The organism is Dactylosporangium cerinum (genome assembly GCF_042653625.1).
GTDB classification, from domain to species: Bacteria; Actinomycetota; Actinomycetes; order Mycobacteriales; family Micromonosporaceae; genus Dactylosporangium; species Dactylosporangium cerinum.
Genome location: NZ_JBHSIU010000060.1, coordinates 1 through 18,143 on the forward strand (window position 1 = coordinate 1; position 18,143 = coordinate 18,143).

Here is an 18,143-nt window from a genome sequence, read left to right on the forward strand (position 1 = left end):
CGCCACCGCCCGGGCCACCGCCGCCGCCACCGGCCGGTCCCCCGCCGCCGCCCGGCGCTGGGCCGCGGCCCGGCGCGGCCCGGTCGCCGCCGCCGCCGTCCGGGGCGGGGCCACCACCTGGGCCGACACTGTCGCCACCGCAGCTGCCCGGGGCGACGCCACCTCCATTGCCCGGGGCGGCGCCGCCGCTGCTGCCTGGGACCACGGCGGGGGATGTGGGGCCGTTCCCGACGTCGGCGGTGGGGGGTGTGTCGGTGGCGGGCAGGGGTGGTGAGCAGGGGCGGATGGGGGCACCGGTGGAGGAGTTGCGGGCGTTGTTGCCGGGTGAGCCGGGGGCGCAGCGGGAGGTGCTGCGGGACGCGCTCGGGTGGCTGGTGGCGCACGTCGACCAGCCGCAGGTGCTGGCGGCGCGGTGTGCGGAGCTCGGGCCGGTGGTGGCGCAGCTCGGGGTGGCGCCGCAGCGGCTGGAGAACCTGGCGGTGCTGTTCGTGGACATGCTGCGGGCGAACCCGCCCGGCGTGGTCGTGCGCCGCGACCAGGAGGAGGCGTGGGCGACCACGGGGCGGCTGGTGTCGCGGTGGATGGCGGACGGGGCCGCGGCCGGGGCCCACGAGCCGGCGTCCTGGAGTGCCACGGTCGTCCGGCATGAGCGGCGGCGGGCGGATGCGGCGGTGGTGGCGGTGCGGACGTACCTGCCGTATCCGTGCCTGCCGGGGCAGCTCGCGGTGGTCGCGTCGGGCCGGCTGCCGGGGCGGTGGCGGCACTGTTGGGTCGGCAACGTCCCGGTCGCGGACAACGTGGTGGAGCTGCACATCGTCCCGCACCGGGCGGACCCGGCCGGGGCGGAGCTGGTCGAGCGGACCGGGGTCGGCGACGTGCTGCTGTTGCGGCCGGCCGTCGGGGTGCCGGCGGCGGACCCCGGCTCGACCAGGCCGCTGCTCGTGGTCGCGGCGCGGGACGCGGTGGCGCCGGTGCGGGCGCTGCTGGGTGCGTTGCGGGCGGCCGGGGACCGGCGGGCGGTGACGGTGTTCTGGCCGGCCGCGGTCGAACGGGACCTGTACCGCCTGGCGGACCTCGCCCCAGAAGGCACCGTCGTGATCCGTGACCGGTTCACCGCCGGGCACGAGGACTGGACGGGCCACGACGCGTTCGTCGCCGGTGACCCGGCCGCGGTTGCCGGCATGTTGCCGCTGATCGAGGCCGTCCGGGTCCCGGCCGACCGGGTCCGGACCGCGGTGGACGGGCCCGCCGACGCATGAGTGCACAACCCAAAGAGGTCACCCGTTCGGGTGACTCCAACGGCCGGTCAGCGCCCGCGCCGAGCGTGTCGTAGCGCACGAACGGCCCGAAAATGCGAGTTTTGTCAGATTGGCAACACTGTCAGGGCGGTCCTCTAGTTTCGGCTCATCTGCCCTACTTCGTGGAGGTGAGATGGGAATCCGAAAGGGTGTCGCCGTCGCCGTGGTGGCGGCCGCCGTCGCGGCCGGTGCTGCGGTCCAGGCCGTTCCCGCGTTCGCGACCGACTACAACTCGGTCCGCGGCGTGGTCGCCCTGACCAACAGCGCTCGCGCCCGGGCGGGCTGCGGCCCGGTCACACTGAGCCCGCGGCTGAGCTACGCCGTGGCTGCACTCGAGGGACATGGCGGGCCGGGGCTACTTCTCCCACGGGTCTCCGGGTGGGGGCTCGCCCGGCTCGCGGGTGAACTCGGTCGGCTACCGATGGTCGTCCTACGGCGAGAACATCGCCTGGGGGCAGCGCAGCGCGAACGAGGTCATGGGCGACTGGATGCGCAGCCCCGGCCATCGGGCCAACATCCTGAACTGCCGGTTCCGCAACGTCGGGGTCGCGGTGGCGTACAACGGCCGGGGCGTGCCGTACTGGACCCAGGATTTCGCCAGCCCCCGCTGAACCAGCCACGCTGAAGCGCAGGACGAGCGTTCCCGCAGGCACCGACGACCGCCCGCGGGAACTCGTCAGGCACGATGTCAAACGACATCAAACGACGCCGAACGACGCCAACTACCGCGTCAATACCCAGGACCAGAACCGCCGACGCCGGCGCCGCGCCCCCTCCACTCGCGGCCAGATCTTCCTGAACGCGATGTCCCGCGCCCGGATCTTCCGGAACGCGATGTCCCGCGCCACGCTCCGGCCCACGGTCGATGCCAAACGGTGAGCGCCGCTCCCGTCGGACTCTCCACCGGCCGCCACGCGGCGATCGAATCGCGGCATGCGACGTCCCCCGGCGTGCAACGCGTCGAATTCGATCTCGCCCGCGTCGCATTCCGCGATCATTTCCGGCAGCCGCTTCGGGCGGGCAGCGCGCCGACGTTCCTGGCCGGAATAGGCATGATCGCTCTTTCCTCCAAACGTCGATGGAATCGTCGGTGGAAAGCGGCGAGAAAACCATAACATTCGATCTTGTTTAAGCGGGACGTCAAATTTGGTGCGGTCCGCAAGATCTGTACGCGAGAAGGGGGGCCTCCGCAGATCTTGCGGGATTCAGCCAGTTCACAGCCAGGGTTCACCACCTGTTGCCCGGCTGGGCTGGACAGAACGGGCGCCGGACCGCCTAATGGAATGCACCCCGCCGGACCCGCAACCCGGCGGCCCGCCGCAGCACCCTGCCCCACCCGCACGTCCCGTCGCACAACGCAACGTCCCGTCGCACAACGCTACGAGCCGCCGTCACTTTCCAGCATTCCCGCACCGCATCCACCCGCCGGGCTGTGCCGCGTCCGCCCACGGTTCGTACAACGGCATCCGGCGCCTCGAGCGTCACAACGTCACCTGCATCACCACCTGGGTAGCTCGCACCCTTCTTCCGGGAGGCCCGCCGTGAACGACACGACTTCCGCCATCCTCACCGAGGCCACCGCCGCCGCGTACGTGGCCGCCGCCGGGTTCCGGGTCGGTCCGGTCGGTCGGGTCGGGGTCGAGCTGGAGTACTGCGTGCGGGACCTGAGCAAACCGATGCACCGGCCCGAGCCGGACCACCTGCTCGATCTGCTCGCCCACCTCGGCAACCCGCTGCCCGGCGGCAGCGGCGTCACCATCGAGCCCGGCGGTCAGCTGGAGCTGTCCTCGGCGGTCGGCGCGTCGATGGCCGACTGCGTCGCCGCCCTCACCCGCGACCTCGCCCTCGTGCGGGGCGTCCTGGCCGGCCACGGCCTGATCCTGGACGGCACCGGCCTCGACGACGTCCGCGCGCCGCTGCTCGTGACCGACCACCCGCGGTACGTGGCGCTCGCCGAGTACCACGACCGGTCGGGGCCGAAGGGGCTCGACGTCATGTGCAACTCCGCCTCGATCCAGGTGTGCCTCGACGCGGGCAGCGACGACGAGGACGACTGGGGCGGATACAAGCGGCGCTGGTGGCTCGCCGACGCGATCGGCCCGGTGATGATGGCCGCGTTCGCCAACTCGCCGCACCGCTCCAAGTCCGGGCGGCGCTGGGTGTCGCACCGGCAGGGGCTGCGCTTCGGCACCGACGCCAGCCGCACCAGGGCGCCGCGCCGCGACGACGACCCCCGCGCCGCGTGGTCCCGCTACGCCCTGGCCGCGAAGGTCGCCATGGTCGCCGGCCCCGGCCGCTGGCACGTGCCGGCCGGGCTGACGATGCGGGCCTGGCTGCGCGGCCACGGCCCCCGCCCGGCCACCCTGGAGGACCTGGAGCGGCACCTCGGCACCCTCGTCCCGCCCGTGCGCCCGCGCGGCTACCTGGAGCTGCGGATGATCGACCAGCAGCCCGGCGACGGCTGGACCGTCCCCGTCGCGGTCGTCACCGCCCTGCTCGACGACCCGCAGGGCGCCGAGGCCGCGGCCGCGGCGACCGAGCCGCTGCGCTCCCCGCTGCGCCGGCACCGCGACTGGGTCGGCGCCGCCCGTGAAGGCCTCGCCGACCCGGCGCTCGGCGCCGCGGCCCTCGCCTGTTTCACCGCCGCGGGTGAAGTCCTGCAACGGCAGGGTGCCCCCCTCGCCGTCCGGGACGCGGTCGCGGAGTTCACCGAGCGGTACGTCGCCCGCGGCTCCTGCCCAGCCGAGGACCGCCGCGTGCAGCGCCGGAAGGTGCGGGTCGGGGCAGGCTAGTGTGACCTTGATCGTGTGGTATCAACACCATGACGACCACACCAAGGAGCAGAGCCTGTGCGGGACATCGCCGTGTTCAGTGGTAGCGCACACCCGGAGCTGGCGGAGGAGATCTGCACCCAGTTGGAGGTGCCGCTGCTGCCCGTGCGGGTCGACCGCTTCGCCAACGACTGCCTCGAGGTGCAGCTGCAGGCCAACTGCCGCGAGCGGGACGTGTTCCTCATCCAGCCGCTCGTGCCGCCGGTCCAGGAGCACCTCGTCGAGCTGCTGCTGATGCTCGACGCGGCCCGCGGCGCGTCGGCGGCCCGCACGACCGTCGTGATGTCGCACTACGCCTACGCCCGCTCGGACAAGAAGGACGAGCCGCGCATCTCCATCGGCGGCCGGCTCGTCGCGGACCTGCTCAGCTCCGCCGGTGCGTCGCGGGTGCTGACGCTGACCCTGCACTCGCCGCAGGTGCACGGGTTCTTCAGCGTGCCCGTCGACCACCTGCACGCGCTGCGGGAGCTCGCCACGCACTTCCGTGGCCTGGACCTCGCCAACAGCGTGGTCGTCTCCCCCGACCTCGGCAACGCGAAGGCGGCCTCCGCATTTGCCCGGATGTTGGGGGTACCGGTGGCCGCCGGCGCCAAGCAGCGGTTCAGCGACGACCGGGTGGTGATCAGCGCCGTCATCGGTGACATCGAGGGCAAGGACGTCATCGTCCTGGACGACGAGATCGCCCGGGGCAGCACCGTCATCGAGCTCATCGACCGGCTCCGCGAGCGCAACGTGGCCAGCATCAGGGTCGCGTGCACGCACGGGCTGTTCACCGACGGCGCCCTGGACCGGCTCGCGGCCCAGCCGGACGTGCTCGAGATCGTCTGCACCAACAGCGTGCCGATCCCGAAGGAGAAATGGGTCCCGAAGCTTCGCCTGCTGTCCATCGCGCCGGCGATGGCGGAGGCGATGCGCCGCATCCACAACGGCGAGTCGGTCAGCTCGCTGTTCCACTGACATTGGTGACGCCAGCCGGCCCGCCGGACGTCGGGGTCCTCGGGCCGTTGCGGGCCGGGATCGACGGCCGGCCGGTGGACCTCGGCGGGCCGCGGCAGCGGGCGGTCCTGGCCCGGCTCGTCGTCGCGGGCGGTCACGTCGTGCCGACCGACCGGTTCATCGATGATCTGTGGCAGGGGGTGCCACCGCCGAAGGCCCTGGCGGCGCTGCAGGTGTACGTGTCGAACCTGCGCCGCGCCCTGGAGCCCGGCCGTGCACCCCGCACCCCGGCGACCGTGCTCGTGACCGCAGCGCCCGGATATGCCCTGCACCTGCCGATTGCGGACGTGGACGCGTGGCGGTTCGAGGCGCTGCTGCGCGACGGCAGCGCGCTCGCGGAGCGGGACCCGGACCGGGCCGACGGGCTGCTGCGGGAGGCGCTCGCGGTGTGGGCCGGGCCGGCGTACGCGGAGTTCGCCGACGAGTCATGGGCGGTGCCGGAGGCGGGGCGGCTGGAGGAGCTGCGGCTGGTGTGCGTCGAGGCGGGCGGGCGGGTCGCGGTGCGCCTCGGCCGGGCCGCGCTGGTGGTGCCGGCCCTGGAGCGGCATGTCCTTGCGCATCCGCTGCGTGAGGAGGCGGTGCATCTGCTGGCCTCGGCGTTGTACGCGGCCGGGCGGCAGGGGGACGCCCTCGCGGTGCTGCGGGGGGCGCGGGAGCGGCTGGCGCATGAGCTCGGCGTGGACCCCGGGCCGGGTCTGCGGGCCCTGGAGGTGGATGTCCTGGCGCAGGCACCGCACCTCGACGCGGGACGGCGGCCCGGGGAAGTCGTGCACGGGACGGGTGGCGGCGCGGGCCAGGCGCCCGCAGACGCAACGCACGGGGCCGACGGCGACGCGGGCCGGACGCACGCAGACGCGACGCATCGGACTGGTGGTGACTCGGCTCAGGTGCACGGAGACGTCACGCATCGGACCGACGGCGACGCGGCCCAGGTGCACGGAGGCGTCACGCATCGGACCGACGGCGACGCGGGCCGGACGCACGCAGACGCGACGCACAGAGACGTGATGCATGGGACCGACAGCGACGCAGGCCAGGCACACGGAGACGTGACGCATCGGACCGACGGCGACGCGGGCCTGGCGGGCGGGCGTGGCTCGCGGGCCGACGCACCGGACCGGCCATGGCGGGAGGCACCTGCGGCCCTTCACCAGTCCCGCCCCGTATCTGGAGACGACCACTCGGAGGGGCTTCGTGGTACCCCCGGAACAAATGCCAACGCAAGGACCTTCGGACGCGAACGGGAGCTCGGGATCCTCGGCCGGGTGGCCGGCGAAGTGGTGCGGGGCGGGTTGCGGGTCGTCTGGGTCGGTGGGGAGGCCGGCGCGGGGAAGACGACGCTGGTGCGGATGTTCGCGGCCCGGCTCGGCTGGCGGGTCGCGTGGGGACGGTGCCCGGAGGTGGACGGGGCACCGCCGGCGTGGGCCTGGCGCGAGGTGCTGCGGGACCTGCCGCACGACGCCGACGTCCGGCTCGCGCAGCTGCTGAGCCCCGGCACCCGGGACGCACCGGCGGGTGGGCAGTTCGCCCTCGCGCAGGCGGTCGGCGAGCACCTCGCCGGGTTCGGGCCGCTGCTCGTCGTGCTCGACGACGTGCACCGCGCCGACGGGGAGACGCTGCAGGTGCTGCGGCACGTGGCGGTCGCGTTCACGGACCGGCCGCTGCTGGTGCTCGCCACGCACCGGCCCGGCGAGTCACGGCCGCACCTCGACCCGGTCCGGGCCGCCCTCGCCGGGCACCGCGCCGTCGACGTCGACCTCGGCGGGCTCGACCCGGACGCCGGGCGGGCGCTGCTGCGCAGCCTCGGCGTGCCCGGTGACGCCGTCGACGTGGTCGTCGAGCGGACCGGCGGCAACCCGCTGTTCCTCACCGAGACCGCCCGGCTCGTGTCCGCCGAGGGCGCCGACAGCGCCGTGCGGGCCATCCCGTCCGGGATCGGGCACGTGCTGCGGCGGCGGCTGACCCGGCTGCCCGCGACCGCGCAGACGGTGCTGCGCCACGCCGCCGTCCTCGGCCGCGACGTCGACATCGACCTGCTCGTCGCCGCCGACGGGTCCAGTGAGGACGCGGTGCTCGACGCGCTGGAGGCCGGGGTCGTGTCCGGGCTGCTCGAGGAGCCGGCGGCGGGCCAGGTGCGGTTCACCCACGCGCTGCTGCGCGACGTGCTGTACGACGACATGCCCCTGCTGCGCCGGCGCCGCCTGCACGCCCGGGTGCTCGCCGCGCTGGAGGAGGCCGGGTCCCCGGACGTCGCCGCCCTCGGCCACCACGCCCTCGCCGCCGCCACCCCGGCGACCGCGACCCGGGCGGCCGGGTACGCCGCCGCGGCGGCCCGGCAGGCCGCGGCCCTGTACGCGCACCGCGAGGCGGCGACCCTGTTCCGCGGCGCGCTCGACGCCGGGCCGCTGCCGCCGGCGCTGCGGCACGACCTGCTGTGCGGGCTGACGTCGGCGCTCGCCAACGCCGGGGACGTGCTCGCCGCCCGTTCCGCCCGGGCCGAGGCGCTGTCGTCCGGGACCACCGTCGAGGCGCTGACCGCGTATGACGCGCCGGTCGCCTGGACGATCCGGGCGGACCGGGCCGTGGACGTCGCGCTCGTCGCCTCGCTCGAGGCGGCCCTGGCCACAGCGGACAAATCGGACCGCTGCCGCCTGCTGGTGGCGCTGGTGTACGAGCTGGAGGGCGACGACCTGGCCCGCTGCGACGCGGCCAGCGCCGAGGCCCTCGCCCTCGCCGGGGACGACCCGCTGCTGCGCTGCCACGCCCTGAACGCCCGCTACTTCGCCGTGCTCAACCCGGCCCGCCGGCACGAGCTGCCGGCCGTCGGCGCGCAGCTGCTGGAGGTGGCGACGGCGGCGGGTCTCGTGCAGTTCCAGGCGCAGGCGCACCACGTGCTGTTCCAGGTCGCCCTCGAACGCAACGACCTCGCCGCCGCCCAGGAGCACGTGGACCGGGCGGTCCGGCACGCGACCGCCGGGCAGCTCGGCGTCGCCCTGTCGGTGCTGGCGCTGTTCGCCGCGGTGCGGGCGGTGTTCGCCGGGGATCTCGGCACCGCCGAACGGCTCTACGCCGACCTCACGGCCCGCATTGCCCGCACCGGCCAGCCGAACGCCGCGCTCGTCGGTGTGGCCGGGGTCTTCTTCGTGCACCTCGCCGCCGGCACCACGAACACGTTGATGCCGATGCTGCAGCCGGTGTACGAGCGGCTGCCCGACGCGCTCAACGACTACCTGGTGCGGGCCCTGCTGGACGGCGGGCAGATCGAGGAGGCCAGGGCGCTGTGGTCGCCGGACGCCGTCGCGGTCCGCGAGGACTACTACTGGCTCGCGTGGACCGGGCTGCGCGCCCTCAACGCCGCCGCCCTGCGCAGCGAGTCGCATTGTCGCGAGTTGTACGCCGTGCTGCTGCCGTGGGCCGGTCAGTTCGTCGGACTGGCCAGTGGCTCCCTGGCCGGCCCACCGGTCGACCTGGTCCTCGCCGACCTCGCCGACGCGCTCGACGACCCGGTGGCCGCCCGGTCGCACCGGGCGGCCGGGCAGGCGCTCGCGGCCGCCGCCGGTGCCGTCCCGTGGCTCAGGGGAAGATGACCGCCTCCCGCCGGGCGAACCCGCGGCGGGTCACGGCGAGCAGCACCTTCAGCACCGGGCCTGCCATCCGCTTGAGCTCGGCGAGCTCGGCCGGCGTGGCGTAGCGCTCGATGCGGGGCAGCTCGAAGCCCAGCTTGCCGCCCTTGCGCACGGCCGCCTCGACCTTCGCCCAGTCGGCGTCGGAGACGTACCGCTGGATCACCGGGAACACGGTGCGCTCCTCGTCGTCGATGTGCTCGTCGAGCAGGTCCCGCAGCGTGCCGAGCACGTCCGCGAGCCGCTGCGCGGCGGCCCGGTCCTGCGGTGCGGCGGCGAGGGTCCGGGCGTCGCGGCGGATCGCGTCGAGCAGCGGGTCGAGCTGGCGGTGGTCGTCGGTGAGCTCCCGCAGGTCGATCTCCGCGCCGGCGCTGGCCGCCAGCACCGGCCACAGGACGTCGTCCTCGGCCTGATGGTGGTGGTGGATCCCGTCGCAGAGCGTCTCCAGGTATCCGGCGATCGCCCTGGCCCGCTCCGGCGGGTTCGGTGTGGCACCGCCGGCGATGTCGCGCAGCAGCGCGGCGAACCGGTGCGCGTCGCCGCGCATGGACCGGTGGTTGACGGTGATCCCGACAAGGTTCGGCATGGTTCGTTCTCCTCAGGTCAGTGGTTCTGCCCTGAGGACACCGCCTCCCACTTGGTCGCTACTTAAAGACTGGTTGTCCTATCCAAATGCGCGGATGGTGTGGTCGCCGATCAGCAGGAGGCGGCCGGAGGCGAGCATGAGTTCGGCGGCGGTGTCGTCGTACCCGGCCAGCCGCAACCGGCGCACCACGTGGCCGTCGGCGGCCCGCAGCACGACGATCTCGGTGAACTCCGACTCCGGGGTGAAGTTGCCGTGGTGCACTGCCGCGTAGACGAACCCACCGCCGCTGACGAGCGCCGCGTGCAGGGCGTTGTACTCGTGGCCGGGCAGCGCGAGCGGGGTCGACCACGCCGTGGCCCCGCTGGCCGGATGGTAGCGGCGCACGGTGCCGGTGAGACCGTAGCCGAACACGGCGCCGCCGCCGGCGGACAGGCCGTCGACCCACTCGTCGGCGGCGGGGGTGCCCTGGCACCAGCGGGCGCCACCGGTGGCCGGGTTGAGCGAGCAGAGCGCGTCGGGGCCGAAGCCGGAGACGAGCAGCGAACCGCGGTCGCCGGCCACGGAGAAGCCCGGCCGGATGCGGGTCCACTGGCGCACGCCGGTGCGGACGTTGAACGCGAACAGCAGGTTGGCCCCGCCGCTGCCGTCGCCGGTGCCGCGGACCGGGCCGTAGGCGCCCTGCACGACGGTGTCGCCGACCACGGCCGGAGCGCCGCCCGCGTCGCCGTCGACCGCGCCGGACCAGGCGAGGGTGCCGTTGCGCGTGCGGTACGCGCGCAGGTGGTAGCCGGTGCACAGTTCACGGCACTTCGGGCCGCTGGTGACCAGGACGAGGCCCGCCGCGACGGTGAACGGCAGGATCGCGTCGTCGGCGGGCAGCGTCACCTCCCAGCGGCGGGTGCCCGCGCGGTCGTACGAGGCCAGCCGGCTGCGGGTGCCGTCGGCGTCTAGGCTGCGCAGGTACAGGGCGCCGTCGACGTCGGCGAGCTGCTGCGGGCGCCGGCCGGCGAGCTTCCCGACGACGGTGACCGCGCCGGTGCGCACGTCGACGCGGCGCAGGGCGCCCTTGCCGTATGCGACCGTGAGCTTGCCGCCGGCGACGGCCGCGCCGCCGACGGTGTCGTCGCCGCCCGCCTGCCGCTGCCAGACCTGCCGGCGCACGTCGAGCCCGCCGGCGTCCGGCTGGTAGTTGTCGTTGGCGGCGCCGCCACCGTGCTGCGGCCAGTTGCCCGGGGTCGCGGCCGCCGCGGGGCTCGCTCCGCCGGCGAGCAGCGTGCCGCTGACACACGCGGCGACGACCGCCGCCATCCTGCTGATCATGGGATCAGCGAAGCAGGGTGAGGTTGCAGGGTGGTGAGAACCGCCGCACCTCACCCGCCCGTGTGGCCGTTGACCTGGGCTGCGTGCCATAGTCGAGGCGTGGCGGTGCGCACTGGCGCCGTCCCGGACGAGTCACGTCGTACCCGGCCCGACAAGACGACGTGGTGTCCGGGAGTGCGCCATGTTCGTCCAGGTCCTCGGTTCGTTGTGTGTGCTGGTCCCCTTCGTGCTGGTCCAGCTGGGCAGGCTGACGTCCGCATCGCTCTGGTACATCTCGCTCAACCTCGCCGGTTCCACCGTCCTGGCCATTGAGGCCGCGATCGGGCACAACTGGGGCTTCCTGCTGCTGGAGGCGGTGTGGGCGGTCGTGTCCCTGCGCTCCCTGCTGACCGCCCGTCCCGTTCGGGTGAAGCCCGTGCCGCCCCGCGACCGGTGAGCATTACCGTCGATGAATAACGTCGCTCGACCTGTACAGTGCGGCGTTCCGCACTGACCCGCACGCCGAGCTCGCCCGGCTGCGGGACCTGAGCTGGCACGCGCAGACGGCGATCGGCACCGCCGTCCTGCGCCACGCCGAGGTGCAGCAACTGCTGCAACTGCGCGAGCTGCGCACCCCGGGCGCGGACTTCCTCGCCCTGCAGGGCATCACCGAGGGCCTGCTGGTCGACACCATGCACGGTTTCCTGCTCAACACCGACGGCGACGACCACGCCCGGGTCCGGCGCCTCGTCAGCGGGGCGTTCACGACCCGGCGGGTCGAGGCGTTCCGGCCCGTCGTCGCGAGGATCGCCGCGGAGCTGGTGTCGGCCCTGGCCGCGACGGGTCGTCGGCACCTTCCGTGCCGGGCAGCGCGCGACCCCGATCTCCGGGATTTGGACAAAAAACGAAGGCGTGTCCAGGTCAACGATGCCTTCGGACCAGCCAGGGGCGGTTCGGCCACCTCACCGTCCGGGACTTCGGCCTCCACTCGGAGGGCGAGCGTGCCGGGACGCTGAGCTCGCTCACACTGGCGTACCTGACCTGGAAGAAGCGCGGCGACCGAGGCAGGCCGGTCAGGTCCGGGCGGCGACGATGGCGTCGCGCAGGGACCGCAGGGCGTGGGCGCGGACGCCGGCGAGGGAGGCCTCGTCGGCGACCGCGGCGGGGCGGACCGGGACGTGCCGCGGGAGGTGGGCGAACGCGGCCCCCACCGCGCCGGTCACCTCGCTCCCCCACGGACCGCCGAGCACGATGTGGGCCGGGTCGGCGAGGGCGACCGTCGCGGCCAGCACGCCCGCGACCGCCGTGCCGATCACGGCGAGGACGTCCGCACCGGCGGCGCGCAACGCCGGGACGTCGATCGCGGTCGAGGACGGCTGCCGCAGGTGCAGCGCGGCGAACACCTCCGTGAACGGCATCGCGCGACCGCCGGGGCCGGTGGTGATCAGGTGGGCGATCTCGCCCGCGAGGCCGGCGTGTCCGCGCAGGACCTCTCCGGCGCTGACGACCGCGCAGCCGAGGCCCTCGCCGAGGTACACGTAGGCGAAGTCGTCGCCGGCGGCGCCCTGGTCGCGTTCGGCGCGGGCAGCCCAGTTGACGTCGTTGTCGACGGTGACGGGACCGGTGACGTACGCCGCGAGCAGGTCGACCGGGTCCAGCTCGCCGACGAGGAACGGGGCGTCCGGCAGGTGCACGAGCCGCCCGGTGACCCGGTCCACGGGGTCGGCGGCGCTGACCGTGGCCACCCGCGCCGGACCGACCGCGGACCGGACGGCCTCGACCGCGGCGGTCAGCGCGGCGGCCACGAGCTCCGGCCGGGCCGGTCGGGTCAGCGGCCGGGTGGTCCGGGTCAGGACGGTGCCGTGCGCGTCGAGGCGCTCCGCGACCACGCCGGCGGAGGCGATGCTGATGGCGAGCGCGGTGCCCGCGGACGGGGCGAGGCCGTAGTACGTGCCGATCCGGCCACGCCCGGTGGTGCGGTCGCCGGTGTCCACGACGAGCCCCGCCTCGGTGAGCCGGCGCATGCTCTCCGACACGGTGGGCTTGGAGATCCCCGCCTGGACGGCGAGCTCCGCCCTGGTCAGCCGGCCGGAGCGCATCAGGGCCCGCAGGACGTGCTCGTCGGACAGGGAGCGCAGCAGCTCCAGCGAGGGTTTGACCGGCGTCACGCGCCAACTCTAGTCAGGACTCTTGCCCAAATCAGCGACCCGCCGTATCGTCTTCTAGTAAGGAGTCCTGACTAGAAGCTTTCTTGACGAGAAGGAGCGCGAGGCCATGCCGGTCCAGACCGCACTGCCGCACTGGGAGACCATGCCTGCCGATCTGGGCGCCGCGACCCGCGAGGTCAAGGCGGCGATCCGGGCCCGGATCGCGGCGTCGGGCCGCACCGTCGAGGAGGCCTTCGCCGTCGTCGAACGGGGCATCGAGGCCGAGGTCCAGGCGATCGAGACGGCCCGCAAGCGCGGCGAGGCGGTCTGGCCGGTCATCGACTACGCCGACATCGCCGCTGGCACCGTGTCCGCCGCCGATCTGGCGCTGCTGCGCCGCCGCGGATGCCTCGTCGTGCGTGGCCACTTCGACCGCGAGCAGGCGCTCGGCTGGGACCGCGAGATCGTCTCGTATGTCGAGCGCAACGCCTTCTTCGAGCACTACCGCGGCCCTGCCGACGACTTCTTCAGCAGCGTGAGTTCCAAGCCCGAGATCTACCCGATCTACTGGTCGCAGCCGCAGGTGCAGGCCCGGCAGAGCGACCGGATGGCGGCCGTGCAGACCTTCCTCAACCGGCTGTGGAAGCACGAGTCGGAGGGCGTCCAGTGGTTCGACCCGGAGCGCGACGCGATGTATCCCGACCGCATCCGGCGCCGCCCGCCGGGCGCGACCTCGGGCGGGCTGGGCGCGCACCTGGACCCCGGCACGCTCGACCTGTGGATGACGCAGGCGTATCAGCAGGCGTTCCGGCACCTGTTCGACGGCAGCGTCGAGCAGTACGACCCCTGGGACGCCGCCTACCGCACCGTCGGCCCGCAGTATCCGGGCTCGACGATGTGCTCCGCGTTCCGCACCTTCCAGGGCTGGACAGCGCTGTCGGACATGGACCACGACCAGGGCGTGCTGCACACGGTGCCGATCCCGGGCGCGATGGCGTATCTGATGCTGCGCCCGCTCCTGGACGACGTCGCCGAGGACGACATGTGCGGCGTCACGGTCAACCGGGCGTTCCCCGCCGACGACGAGCGCCGTCACGGCCTGCTGCTGCGGGCCCTGAGCGGCATCCCCGACGTGCGCGCCGGCGACTCCGTCTGGTGGCACTGCGACATGATCCACTCGGTGGCACCGGTCCGCGACCAACAGGGCTGGGGCAACGTCATGTACATCCCCGCGGCACCGTGGTGCCCGCGCAACGAGGCGTATAGCGGATCGGTGCGCTCGGCGTTCCTGACGGGGTCCAGCCCGGCAGACTTCCCGGAGGAGCACTACGAGCGGACCTGGGCGGGCAGGACCACGGTCGAGCAGCTCAACGCGACCGGCCGCCGCGGCCTGGCCATCGAGGCCTGACCCACCGCGAGCCCGCTGGCTCGCGGGCGCCCGCTGGCCTGCAAGCGCCTACTAGCTCGCGGGCACCCACCGGCTCGCGGGCACCCACTGGCCTGCAAGCGCCGACTAGCTTGCAGGCACCCACCGGCTCGCAGGCGCTGGCAGGTGGCCTGGCCCGCGCCGCGTGGAAGACCGGCCGCCGCGGCCTGGCCAACGAGGCCTGACCCACCGCGAGCCCGCTGGCTCGCGGGCACCCGCTGGCCTGCAAGCGCCGATTAGCTCGCAGGCACCCACCGGCTCGTGGGCGCTGGCAGGTGGCCTGGCCCGCGCCGCGTGGAGGACCGGCGCCCGCAGGCCAGTTGGCGCCCGCGAGCCTCCCCGGCTCAGCCGCGGGACAGACCGGTTGGGGCGCGGTCATGCCGCCACCCCACCCCGCCCCTTCGGCGTCAGTCGAGCACAGCACGAGCAGGTCCAGGACGACGAGCCGCTAACTCACTCAACGCCAGCCCGGCGCGGACGAATCGCCGGCGCAGCCCAAGTCCACGCCAAGCCAGGCCTCCGTTCAGCCAGCGCGGCGCGGGTCAGGGTCAGGGGCACGGGCGAGCCGCGAACCCACGCCCACCCCGACGCAAGCTCGACGCAGGTGAGCTGTCAGCACAGATCAACACCACGCAGCAGTTCGAACTGCCACAAACACCGGAACGACTCCGATCACGGCCACCATGATCGGAGGCGTGGGCCGGCCGGGAGATGGGCCGGGGAGCCGTCCGGGCAGTCGCGTGGGTGGCCGTAGAGTGACGTTGGCCTGCCGGGCCGTGATCGAGGTCGTGGATTGGTCTTCCGCGCGGTTGCCGGATTCCCACAAGCCGAAGGATCCCCGGTCACCTGACCCGGAGATCGTTCGACTTGTCGCGGGATCGGTTCCTTGGTGGTCGCGGTCCCCAACCGTCACCGGCCGCTTGACAGAACCTTTCACGGATTGACGGCGCGGGGTGGGAAGAACACCCGGCGCAGGATCGCGGGGGCGAACAGGCTCTGCGGCGGGGCGGTCAGGTTCACCGTGCGGTGGAAGGCGATCGCGACCTCCGGCGAGGTCTCCGCGGCGTGGAGCAGTTTCGCGATGTACCAGTTGAAGAACCGCACCTTCGCGGTCCGCTCCCCCGGCACCGACGCAAACGCGAGGTCGCCGCCCACGGCCATGTCCCACGGCGTGTCGATGACGGTGGACGCCTTGGCGTAGAAGCGCTTCGGGAGGCCGGTGAGACCGCCTGTGAGGGCCGCGCGCAGTTCCAGGGCCTCCAGGGCGGCGACGGTCATGCCCTGGCCGTAGATCGGGTTGAAGGCGCAGATGGCGTCGCCGAACGCGAGGAAGCCCTCCGGGTGGTGGGTGAGCCGCTCGTAGCGCCGGCGGACGCTCGCCGGGACGCGGAACGGCCGCGGTGGGGTGAGCGGCCGGGAGCGGTGCACGACCTCGGCGAGGTCGGCGATGGGCAGGCGGGTCGCGTAGGCGGCGAAGCCCTCCTCGTCGGTCGGTGGCAGGTCGTCGCCGAGTCCGGCGAGCGTGAGGATCCAGCGGTCGCCCTCCATGGGCAGCAGGGCCGCGCCGAACGGGTACCGCGGCGTCACGCCGGTCAGGACGCCGAGCATGCCGCTGGCGAGGGGGGTCCGCTCGTATTCGCGGGTGGCGTAGACGACGCCGGCCATGACGCTGTCCTGCTCCGGCGGCACGTAGCCGAGCTCGGCGAGCCAGGTGGTGCCCCGGTTGCCGCGGCCGGTCGCGTCGACGACCAGGTCCGCGGGCAGGTCCTCGGCGCCGCCGCCGGGGCCGGCGCCGGCGGTGACGACCCGGGCGCCGGTGACCGTGCCGCCGTCGTGCAGCAGGCCCGTCGCCTCGAGCCCGCCGCGGATCTCCACGTTGGGCAGCTTGCCGACCCGCGACCGGACGTAGTCCTCCAGCGCGGGTCGGCTGGCGGCCAGGACGATCAGGTCGGAGGCGGCGCGGGCCATCGGGGTCGGGCCGTTGTGCCAGGCGAACCCGGCGTGAATGTCGACGGTGAGGGCGCCGGCGGCGACGAGTTCGTCGGTGAGCCCGGGGAACAGGTCCTCGAGGACCTCGCGTCCCTTGGCGAACAGCATGTGTGCGTGCCGGCCCTGCGGGACGCCCTTGCGGACGCCGGAGCCGGTGAGGTCGTCACGGTCAAGGACGGTCACGGTGTCGAAGGTGTCGCTCAACGCGCGGGCGGCGAGGAGCCCGGCGATGCTGGCGCCGAGGACCACCGCGTGCGTGGAATGGCTTGTCATCCACCCAGACGACCATTGATTCACGACGATTCATAGGTAGAAGTACACGGAGGGCGAATCATCGGGGGCCGCGTGTCACATTCATGACTGGGGCGCTGGAGGGGCAGGTGAAGTCCATTCGGACGAGGTCGTTGCCGTGCCGGAACTCGACGTAGGCGATCGAGGCGGGACCGGTCTGCTGGGATTCCGTCCGGTACGGCTTGCCCGCCACCGACGTGACAATCCTGACCTGACCGCCGCCGGCGCACGCGGCCTGCACGGTGCCGGCCTCGGTGGTGAACGCGACCGGGCCGCCAGGAGTCGGCGGGCCGGCCGGCGGCGTGGTGGACGGGCCGCCACTGCGAGGCTGCGCTCCTGGCGCGGCGCTGGACAGCGGGACGCCCGGCGTGGACCCGACCGACCCGGAAGGCCCGGAAGGCCCAGAAGGCCCAGAAGGCCCAGAAGGCCCGGAAGACCCGGCCGTTGTCGCACCGGCGGCGCCCGCCTCCCGGTCGGCGCGGTCCAGGCCGGCGAGCAGCCACGGCAACACCGCGGCGATGAGCAGGACGAGGGCGGCGAGGGCGTACCCACGAAAGCGGAACCAGTGCGGATCGGGCGGTGGGCCGGGAGGGTGGCCGTCGGGCCCGAGCGGCGGGTCGAACGTGGCAGCGGCTGCCAGTACACCGGCGGCGGCCTCGGCGGAAGGGCGCGCGTCCGGAGCCTTGTCCAGGCATGCGATGCACAGCTGGGCGACCTCGTCGGGCACGCCCGGCAGCGGGGGCAGCGGCACCGGCGGCGTGAAGACGTGGTTGCGGATCAGCTGGGTCGTCGTGTCCGCCGGCCAGGGCAGGGTGCCGGCGAGGAGGAGGTACAGCAGGACACCGAGGGCGTAGACGTCCGACGGGGGCGCGACGTCCCCGGACAGGCGCTCCGGGGCCAGGTACGCGGGCGTGCCGAGGACGTCCTCGATCGGCTGCGGGCCGGCGGGGGCGGCGAGGCCGAAGTCGACGAGCTTCGCGCCGGTCTCGGTGACCATGATGTTGGCCGGTTTGACGTCCTGGTGCACCAGCCCGGCCGCGTGCGCCGCGGCGAGACCGGCGGCGACCGCGGCGCAGACCCGGAGGACCTCCCGCGGGGGCAGCGGGTCGTCGTCGAGGTGCTGCTGGAGGGTCCGGCCCGCGACCAGCTCCATCACCAGGAACGGGAAGCCGTCGTCGCCGAAGTCGTGCACCTGGGCCAGGCTGGGGTGCGACAGCGCGGCCGCGGCGCGGGCCTCGCCCCGGATCCGGTCACGGGCCGCGGCGTCGCGCAGGTGCAGCACCTTGACCGCGACCGGGCGGTCGAGCACCTCGTCGCGGGCCCGCCACACGACCGACATACCGCCCGAGCCGAGCAGCTCCTCGAGGCGGTAGCGTCCCCCAAGCAGCAGCTCACCCATCGGGACATCCTGCACCATCGATGGATGAGGTCCGGCACGGGCCTTCCATCGATCGGGTGGTGTCGCGGCGGTTCGCTCCCGTCCGGCGCACCGGTCGCCGAGACTGGTGCTACCGGAAGCGAAGCATGCGATCGCACAAGCTCACCGGACGCGAGACGGCCGGCCCAGGTGGCCGCGGGCCGGCCGAAGCTCGCACCGCCCGGGCAACGCCTCGGGCGGGTAGCTGGCAGACTTGCCGCCATGTTGCGACGTATGCGG

At 73.9% G+C, this 18,143-nt stretch carries 13 protein-coding genes, 1 pseudogene and 1 riboswitch; of the genes and pseudogenes, 9 read left to right on the plus strand and 5 right to left on the minus strand.

Features of this window, described 5'->3' with window-relative positions:
* From ACFPIJ_RS41610 to ACFPIJ_RS41635, 6 genes and pseudogenes are all read left to right on the plus strand, one after another.
* Nucleotides 1–274 (plus strand): annotated as a pseudogene (locus ACFPIJ_RS41610) (hypothetical protein); the annotation flags it as partial.
* Between the two features lie 10 nt (nt 275–284).
* Entirely contained in the window at nt 285–1,259 is a 975-nt protein-coding gene (locus ACFPIJ_RS41615; protein WP_380124073.1) for a hypothetical protein, read from the plus strand.
* Nucleotides 1,260–1,639: 380 nt separating this feature from the next.
* Nucleotides 1,640–1,909: a CAP domain-containing protein gene (locus ACFPIJ_RS41620; RefSeq protein ID WP_380124075.1), complete on the plus strand. Its 270-nt coding sequence runs from the start codon at nt 1,640–1,642 to the stop codon at nt 1,907–1,909.
* Between the two features lie 930 nt (nt 1,910–2,839).
* Nucleotides 2,840–4,090: a glutamate-cysteine ligase family protein gene (locus tag ACFPIJ_RS41625; protein WP_380124077.1), complete on the plus strand. Its 1,251-nt coding sequence runs from the start codon at nt 2,840–2,842 to the stop codon at nt 4,088–4,090.
* A gap of 57 nt (nt 4,091–4,147) precedes the next feature.
* Nucleotides 4,148–5,086 (plus strand): ribose-phosphate diphosphokinase, encoded by a 939-nt coding sequence (locus tag ACFPIJ_RS41630; protein WP_380124079.1) that lies wholly within the window; start codon nt 4,148–4,150, stop codon nt 5,084–5,086.
* Between the two features lie 5 nt (nt 5,087–5,091).
* Nucleotides 5,092–8,712 carry a BTAD domain-containing putative transcriptional regulator gene (locus ACFPIJ_RS41635; protein WP_380124081.1) on the plus strand — a complete coding sequence of 1,207 codons (3,621 nt, stop codon included), beginning with the start codon at nt 5,092–5,094 and terminating at the stop codon, nt 8,710–8,712.
* On the opposite strand, the gene ACFPIJ_RS41640 is transcribed toward ACFPIJ_RS41635, so the two are convergent.
* A complete protein-coding gene (locus ACFPIJ_RS41640; protein WP_380124083.1) occupies nt 8,699–9,334 on the minus strand; it encodes a hemerythrin domain-containing protein in 636 nt (211 codons plus the stop codon). The two genes, ACFPIJ_RS41635 and ACFPIJ_RS41640, sit on opposite strands and share 14 nt — an antisense overlap.
* A gap of 78 nt (nt 9,335–9,412) precedes the next feature.
* Nucleotides 9,413–10,654: an outer membrane protein assembly factor BamB family protein gene (locus ACFPIJ_RS41645; RefSeq protein ID WP_380124085.1), complete on the minus strand. Its 1,242-nt coding sequence runs from the start codon at nt 10,652–10,654 to the stop codon at nt 9,413–9,415.
* A 99-nt stretch (nt 10,655–10,753) separates the two neighbouring features.
* Nucleotides 10,754–10,820, plus strand: a riboswitch (guanidine-III (ykkC-III) riboswitch).
* 15 nt (nt 10,821–10,835) lie between these two features.
* On the opposite strand from ACFPIJ_RS41645, the gene ACFPIJ_RS41650 reads away from it, so the two are divergent.
* Together ACFPIJ_RS41650 and ACFPIJ_RS41655 are read left to right on the plus strand one after the other, a co-directional pair.
* Nucleotides 10,836–11,090, plus strand: coding sequence for a CBU_0592 family membrane protein (locus ACFPIJ_RS41650; protein WP_380124087.1), 255 nt, complete (start codon nt 10,836–10,838; stop codon nt 11,088–11,090).
* 142 nt (nt 11,091–11,232) lie between these two features.
* The gene (locus ACFPIJ_RS41655) at nt 11,233–11,649 is read left to right on the plus strand and encodes a cytochrome P450 family protein (protein WP_380124089.1); all 417 of its coding nucleotides are present in this window, start codon (nt 11,233–11,235) and stop codon (nt 11,647–11,649) included.
* Between the two features lie 57 nt (nt 11,650–11,706).
* On the opposite strand, the gene ACFPIJ_RS41660 is transcribed toward ACFPIJ_RS41655, so the two are convergent.
* The gene (locus ACFPIJ_RS41660; RefSeq protein WP_380124091.1) at nt 11,707–12,801 is read right to left on the minus strand and encodes an ROK family transcriptional regulator; all 1,095 of its coding nucleotides are present in this window, start codon (nt 12,799–12,801) and stop codon (nt 11,707–11,709) included.
* A 106-nt stretch (nt 12,802–12,907) separates the two neighbouring features.
* On the opposite strand from ACFPIJ_RS41660, the gene ACFPIJ_RS41665 reads away from it, so the two are divergent.
* On the plus strand, nt 12,908–14,188 hold the full coding sequence (locus ACFPIJ_RS41665) for a YbiU family protein (protein WP_380124093.1): 1,281 nt from the start codon (nt 12,908–12,910) through the stop codon (nt 14,186–14,188).
* Nucleotides 14,189–15,139: 951 nt separating this feature from the next.
* Here ACFPIJ_RS41665 and ACFPIJ_RS41670 read toward each other — a convergent pair.
* Nucleotides 15,140–16,468 (minus strand): FAD-dependent oxidoreductase, encoded by a 1,329-nt coding sequence (locus ACFPIJ_RS41670; protein ID WP_380124095.1) that lies wholly within the window; start codon nt 16,466–16,468, stop codon nt 15,140–15,142.
* Between the two features lie 58 nt (nt 16,469–16,526).
* Entirely contained in the window at nt 16,527–17,885 is a 1,359-nt protein-coding gene (locus ACFPIJ_RS41675; RefSeq protein ID WP_380124097.1) for a serine/threonine-protein kinase, read from the minus strand.
* Nucleotides 17,886–18,143: the final 258 nt, after the last annotated feature.